The sequence below is a fragment of the Roseiarcus sp. genome, assembly GCF_052145395.1.
In the GTDB taxonomy this organism is placed as follows: Bacteria; Pseudomonadota; Alphaproteobacteria; order Rhizobiales; family Beijerinckiaceae; genus Roseiarcus.
This window is the reverse complement of record NZ_JBKQOT010000529.1, coordinates 1-5,231: the sequence shown is the minus strand read 5'-3', so window position 1 is coordinate 5,231 and position 5,231 is coordinate 1. Positions and strand designations below refer to the sequence as shown.

Annotated in this window: 8 protein-coding genes; 6 read left to right on the top strand and 2 right to left on the bottom strand. The window is 62.8% G+C overall.

All coding sequences use genetic code 11. The annotated features are described in order from the left end of the window. Positions 1-16: 16 nt before the first annotated feature. A complete protein-coding gene (locus ACLP25_RS18185) occupies positions 17-793 on the bottom strand; it encodes a hypothetical protein (RefSeq protein ID WP_442470579.1) in 777 nt (258 codons plus the stop codon). Positions 794-1,242: 449 nt separating this feature from the next. Here ACLP25_RS18185 and ACLP25_RS18180 point away from each other — a divergent pair, with 449 nt between their 5' ends. Continuing rightward, positions 1,243-1,617 carry a hypothetical protein gene (locus ACLP25_RS18180; RefSeq protein ID WP_442470578.1) on the top strand — a complete coding sequence of 125 codons (375 nt, stop codon included), beginning with the start codon at positions 1,243-1,245 and terminating at the stop codon, positions 1,615-1,617. Here the strand turns inward: ACLP25_RS18180 and ACLP25_RS18175 are convergent. Beyond that, a complete protein-coding gene (locus ACLP25_RS18175) occupies positions 1,614-1,787 on the bottom strand; it encodes a hypothetical protein (RefSeq protein WP_442470577.1) in 174 nt (57 codons plus the stop codon). The genes ACLP25_RS18180 and ACLP25_RS18175 overlap by 4 nt on opposite strands. 347 nt (positions 1,788-2,134) lie before the next feature. Here ACLP25_RS18175 and ACLP25_RS18170 point away from each other — a divergent pair, with 347 nt between their 5' ends. The 5 genes from ACLP25_RS18170 (at position 2,135) to ACLP25_RS18150 (ending at position 4,806) form a co-directional block, all read left to right on the top strand. Next, a complete protein-coding gene (locus tag ACLP25_RS18170) occupies positions 2,135-2,593 on the top strand; it encodes a hypothetical protein (RefSeq protein ID WP_442470576.1) in 459 nt (152 codons plus the stop codon). 247 nt (positions 2,594-2,840) lie between these two features. After that, positions 2,841-3,587: a helix-turn-helix domain-containing protein gene (locus ACLP25_RS18165; protein WP_442470575.1), complete on the top strand. Its 747-nt coding sequence runs from the start codon at positions 2,841-2,843 to the stop codon at positions 3,585-3,587. Positions 3,588-3,640: 53 nt separating this feature from the next. Next, a complete protein-coding gene (locus ACLP25_RS18160; protein WP_442470580.1) occupies positions 3,641-3,871 on the top strand; it encodes a type II toxin-antitoxin system HicA family toxin in 231 nt (76 codons plus the stop codon). Continuing rightward, on the top strand, positions 3,849-4,202 hold the full coding sequence (locus tag ACLP25_RS18155) for a type II toxin-antitoxin system HicB family antitoxin (RefSeq protein WP_442470574.1): 354 nt from the start codon (positions 3,849-3,851) through the stop codon (positions 4,200-4,202). The genes ACLP25_RS18160 and ACLP25_RS18155 overlap by 23 nt, the downstream gene beginning before the upstream one ends. A gap of 31 nt (positions 4,203-4,233) precedes the next feature. Beyond that, positions 4,234-4,806: a hypothetical protein gene (locus ACLP25_RS18150; protein ID WP_442470573.1), complete on the top strand. Its 573-nt coding sequence runs from the start codon at positions 4,234-4,236 to the stop codon at positions 4,804-4,806. The last annotated feature ends 425 nt before the right edge of the window (positions 4,807-5,231 follow it).

Below are 5,231 nucleotides of genomic sequence, written 5' to 3'. Positions count from 1 at the left end.
CAGCCGCTTGGTCGGGTCAAAAGCCCGGTGCATACCGGCGCGGGCTCAAAACAGACAGATTCACGCGGTCTCGCAGTGACGCGTCCACAGCTTCGATGGCGGCGCGCGCCCGCTGCTCAAAAGACTCCTCGGCATACGGACTCAGCACGATCTCCTCGATGGTGTCGGCCGCTGGCCAGTCCAGAAATAGGTGTGCAGGTAACTCGGCCGTAGTCGGCGGCTTACTCATGAGCGCACCGAAATGCGCGTCGTCGACCTTCAGCAAGCGCACCTCGTTCTCGGCGGAGAATCCTTGGCGCTTGTGCATGAACGAATCCAAGTCATCGTCAAAACTTGGCCCCTCGTGATAGTACCGGTACTCGATGGGGCTGACGTACAAATTGTGCGGAGCGACCGACGTTTCCAATTTCTCCAGCGTTGTCCGCATAGCGACGCCTTCACTAGGCGGCTTGCAATACAGCCGCCACAACGCCTCGGATTCATGGCCTGCCGCCCAGCAGCACGCATGCGTGGATCGCGTCTTTGCGCGTCGCAGGCGGGTCATTCTCTCCCAAGGGTCCTCCCGTTCGGGGAGAGACATTGCCCCGGCAGGGTAATGCGCCGCGACGGAGGTAAGCATGTGGTAAGCGCCTCCGAAGAGCACGACTTGGTCGTCTATCGTTTGTTTCGGCACAGACCCCTCGAAGGGGTCTTCAAACGTATCAATGCGCGTGAACCGTAATTTCCGCTCTCGCACCGTCGCAATTAGGGCGTCGAGGCTGAAGTACCGCCACATGGATGTGTCAGGCTTCATGGGTGGTCGGTTTTTGTATGCCGGCATATATTCACACTCCCGCTGACGCAGATCGAACTACCACGAAGGACGTGCGGGTTTTAAGAGGCTTCGAGATCGTCTTGGCACATCGCATAGAGTGTCCGAAAACACGAGCAAGTTTCGCGTTTACGGACAAAAGGATTGTCGGATTTCGGGAAGAGTCCATCCACTCCTTTTCTCTAATATGGGGTGACCGTAACGAGAAGGAATCTGACAATGGCAACGTCACATCTTTAGCTCGGGCCGACCGGCGTCGTGGCCATCATGCTCCAATTGGCGCTCGAGTAGTCAGGGGGCTGGACGCTCCATCCGTTCGCCGCGGGTCGCAGTTTCTTAACGACGCCTGAGGGTCGCACTCGCGCGCGGGGAGCGGCTTGCTTGCTTCGCCAGTTAAGCGTACACAGTGAACGCTTAACCGAGAGACCGAAATGTCGCGCGGTCACGGCCATTTGCAAAATTTCGTCCAAGCGATGATTAGCCGCGCGGGCAAGCCGATGACGTTCGAGGATATGCGGGCGGCCATCTTGGAAAGCGCCGGCACGCCACCGACCGCCAAGCTGCTCCCGGCAAGAGAGCGCTCGCTACGCCGGGCCGTTCAGCGGCTGACAGACGATTCTGTCCTGATCGCCATCGGCGATGGTGGGCGAGGCGATCCATTCCGCTATTTCATTCACCCGGTGATAATCGGAATGATCAGCCACGACGACCCGGAGAGAGGGCGCGCCCTTGAAGCCGCCCTCACGGCTGACGCCGGTTCGAACGCGGCGGCGGCGAAATTTATGGCTAAGATGTTTCCCCCTTAGCCCGCAAGCCTGCGCCACCACGATCGAGCCCGATCGGCCGCTAAGGCGTCCAGGCGATCCGCGAGCGACGCGAACGCCTCGATCGCCGCCGACGCTTTCGCCTGCTCGACGGCAAGCTGTTCTTTCAATGTCTCAACGTCCACTTGTAAGGTCTTGATATGGCTTTGCAAGGCGTCCACAAGCGCGGGGTTGTCAGGGACTGCGTCAGGTCGGACGTCAGGTGCGCGGGGGGCTGACAGGTCGTCAGGGGGCCTGACGCGCGTCATGCCATCGTTCCCCGGCATGCGCGCCCATTTCCCCCGCAACGCCCGTCGCCGCGCGGCCTCGACACTGACGCCGAGCGTGGTCGCGATCTCCCGATAGGTCTTCCATTGTCCGTCCATAGGACGTCACCTGCGCGCGTCAGTGACGGCGATCGTAGGCCCGGCATGGTTGACGGAGGGTTAACCGAAGGCCTGAGAAAAACATTGTGCCGCTCATGCTATCGTCTATCCGTTACACCATGGTTCGCATTGCAGTGACGAAACGCGACGATGGCCGCCTAGAAGCGGAGGGCGTCATCTTCGACCCGCCTGGATACGCCAGTCAGGTCGGTCAGCCGACTGTGGACGCCATTTTTGGCGTCATCTTCAAACGCCTACCGCCTCCCGCCAGCCCGCAGGAAGCCTTCGTGCGGCGTTTGTACTGGGATGGTCGTCCCCGCTTTCTCGTCCTCAAGACCTGCGACGATTGCGGCGCGCTCTACCTTGACGCCCGCAGCATCCGCTACCGACGCGGGGCGCGGCGATGTCCCACATGCTTCGCCCGCCAACGCTATCGCTACGTGCAGCGGGCGCGCCAAATCGATCGCAGCTACGCAAAGAAGAAATGGCGGCCTGCCTGCGCACACTGCGGCGCACCCGTGGTCGGCCGCTCCGATCGGAAGTTCTGTTCCGACAAATGCCGGGTGGCGGCGCATCGAGCCGACCATCGTTGACGAGAATCGCCGAACAGCCGAGTCTGCCGGATGGCGCGAATCACCGCGCGATGGAGGGCTGAGGCCCAGAAACACGAAACCCGCCGATAAGGCGGGCCGGTGTCCCCGGCGGACGGGGGTGTAGATCAGGTCTGGCAACCGATCTATCCCCCGAAAACAGATTCGACGCAAGAGGCCTCGCTGGCCTCGACGGTGTCGCTTTGCCTGGAGCCGACCGCACGAAGGGCGGGTCTCGGATAGGAGACCCATGTCCGCTGCACAGATCGACGAAGCCCTGAAGAGCATCTATCGCGCCCTGGCCGATGGGGAGATCGCCGAAGAGGCCGCAGAAGCCGCAGAAGTGGCCCTACACGGCCGCCGGACGGTTGGAGGCAGGATCACAGCCCCGCCGACATCGAGGCCAGCCACGGGCCGCCGTGGGGGCAGGGAGAAGATGTTCGGCGTCGGCCGCCCGCGCGCCCTCGACCGCAACGCGAAGGTGCGGATCCTGCACCTCGCTCGCGCCCTGTCGCACCGGACCGAACCTGGCAAGCACTACGGCCAGGTCACCGCCAAGGCCCTCGCGGTCCTCGAGGCGCTTCTGTGGGGCTTCCACAACGCCCGCAGCGGGATCTGCTTCCCCAGCCTCGCCACCATCGGCGAGCGCGCCAAGTGCGCAGTCTCGACCGCCCAGAAGGCGATCGCGGCGCTTGAGGCGGCCGGGCTGCTGACTTGGGTCAACCGCATCAAGCGGGTCAGGGAGTGGGCTCCCGGTCTGCCCGGCGTCGGCGCCACTCGCGTCCGGGTCGTCAGGACATCAAACAGCTACCAGTTCAGCGACCCGGCGTCGGCCAATCCTTCTAATGCCGACTTTCGGCAAGGAACCTCAAATCAAGGGTTTAATTCCTCTTTTTGCGAGCGACGCGGCGGTTGCAAAGAGGCTCGGCGAGGGGCTCACTGGATCGGAAAGCGGGACAAGAGCGGACAAACCGGGTCATATGGCCTTGAAATATGATACCGTAAGCGGTATCTGAAATCATGGCGAAGACCGGCGACGTTTTGGCGGCGATGCGCCGAAACCCCGCCGGCAACTGGACCATTGAGGACATTCGGCGGGTTTGCGAACGGCTCGGCTGGCAATGCTTGCCGCCGTCGCGCGGCTCGCACTGGAAGATCGCGGCGCCCGGAAAGCCGGACATTCTGGTCGTCCCTGCCCACCGGCCGATCAAACCGATCTATGTCCGCAAGTTTGTGGCGATGTGCGATGACACGGAAAGTGAAGCAAACGGCGACGACTGAGGCCGACTACGCAATTGTCGTCGAGCCGCTTGACGAGGCGGACGGCGGGGGATGGCTCGCCACAGTCCCGGCCCTCCCGGGCTGCCTTGGCGACGGGGAAACGCGCGCCGAGGCGCTCACGGACGCGCTCGCGGCGATCGAAGAGTGGAAGGACGCGGCGCGCCAGTTGGGGCGCGAGGTTCCCGGCCCCGCCGCGCTGGGCCAATGGCGACAACGCGTGCCTCGGACGTTGCATGACAAGCTGCGCCGGCTCGCCGCCGCAGAAGGCGTCAGCCTCAACCAGCTTGTCGTCTCGCTGCTCGCCGAGGCTGTGGGACGGCGGGCGGCGTGAGCGCGCCTCGTGTCCGCGAGGAGCTGAGGCGATGGTCACGAAACCAACCGGCAGGCCGTCCGGGCGGCCGCCCGGGTCGGTCAAGGACCACAAGGATCGATACGTCCTCGCATTTTTCGACGCGTGGATAACGATCAAAAAAGAGCAGGGGTTCAAAGAGCTTGCGGTGCTTAAGAGCTTGATGGGAGCCGCTGTCGGCGCGCCTGACCCGACGTCCGACAACTTAGCCCGCATGGCCCGCGGGCTTCCGTTTCGCGTATTGACGCCGGGGGAACCGCGCCTCGGCAAGCAATGGGAAACGGTGTCCCGGATTGAGGACGAGCGGCATCGAAACAGTTTCGCGCCTTATGTAGATGACTTGCGGCGCACATTGCGCATTTTACGGAAGAGGAATGACGAGCGCGGCGTCTGGCATCGGCAGTTGAGCCGCGTCTGGCGACTGGTCATCGAGAGCGTCATCGAGAGCGACGCCGCCAAGGTCGACAAGGCGCGCGCGCTGGCGGATGGCATGAGCGAGGCTGCCTTTTTCGAGAACGAGCTGTTGCCGGGAATCATCGCCGACCCGACGACTTGGTTTGCCTTATGGAAAGATCGACGCGCCTGACTACCGCAACGGATCGGGCCCGGGCGTAAAAAAGCAAAAAAATCGGCTGCCCGATTTTATTTCCCAAGGACGGTGTCGGCTAAATGTGAATATTAGGTGTCTCGCAAACCCTGAAGGGGACCGAGACCCAATGCCTGCACACCCCCCAGACCCCGCCTACGCGATGGTGCCGCTCTCGCAGGTCGCGAGAGAGTTCTCCCGCAGCAGACGCACGGTCACGCGCTGGATTAAGGTACCGGGATTTCCGCCAACTTTCAAGATCTGCGGCAAAAATTACGTCGAACGCGCCGCGCTCGAAGCGTGGAAAGCGCGGCAGCGTTGCGCCATCGCGCCCGTCTCCGCCGCCGCCGAAGAAGTTGGAGGGTGAGGGCAAAAATCGGCCCGGCTGCTTGTGACAACCGGGCGAAGGCGACAAATCATACGAC

What these genes read in the sequence shown, in the direction of transcription:
- ACLP25_RS18185 (WP_442470579.1), bottom strand. Translation starts at nt 793, where the DNA reads ATGAAGCCTGACACATCCATGTGGCGGTACTTCAGCCTCGACGCCCTA.
- ACLP25_RS18180 (WP_442470578.1), top strand. Translation starts at nt 1,243, where the DNA reads ATGTCGCGCGGTCACGGCCATTTGCAAAATTTCGTCCAAGCGATGATT.
- ACLP25_RS18165 (WP_442470575.1), top strand. Translation starts at nt 2,841, where the DNA reads ATGTCCGCTGCACAGATCGACGAAGCCCTGAAGAGCATCTATCGCGCC.
- ACLP25_RS18160 (WP_442470580.1), top strand. Translation starts at nt 3,641, where the DNA reads ATGCGCCGAAACCCCGCCGGCAACTGGACCATTGAGGACATTCGGCGG.
- ACLP25_RS18150 (WP_442470573.1), top strand. Translation starts at nt 4,234, where the DNA reads ATGGTCACGAAACCAACCGGCAGGCCGTCCGGGCGGCCGCCCGGGTCG.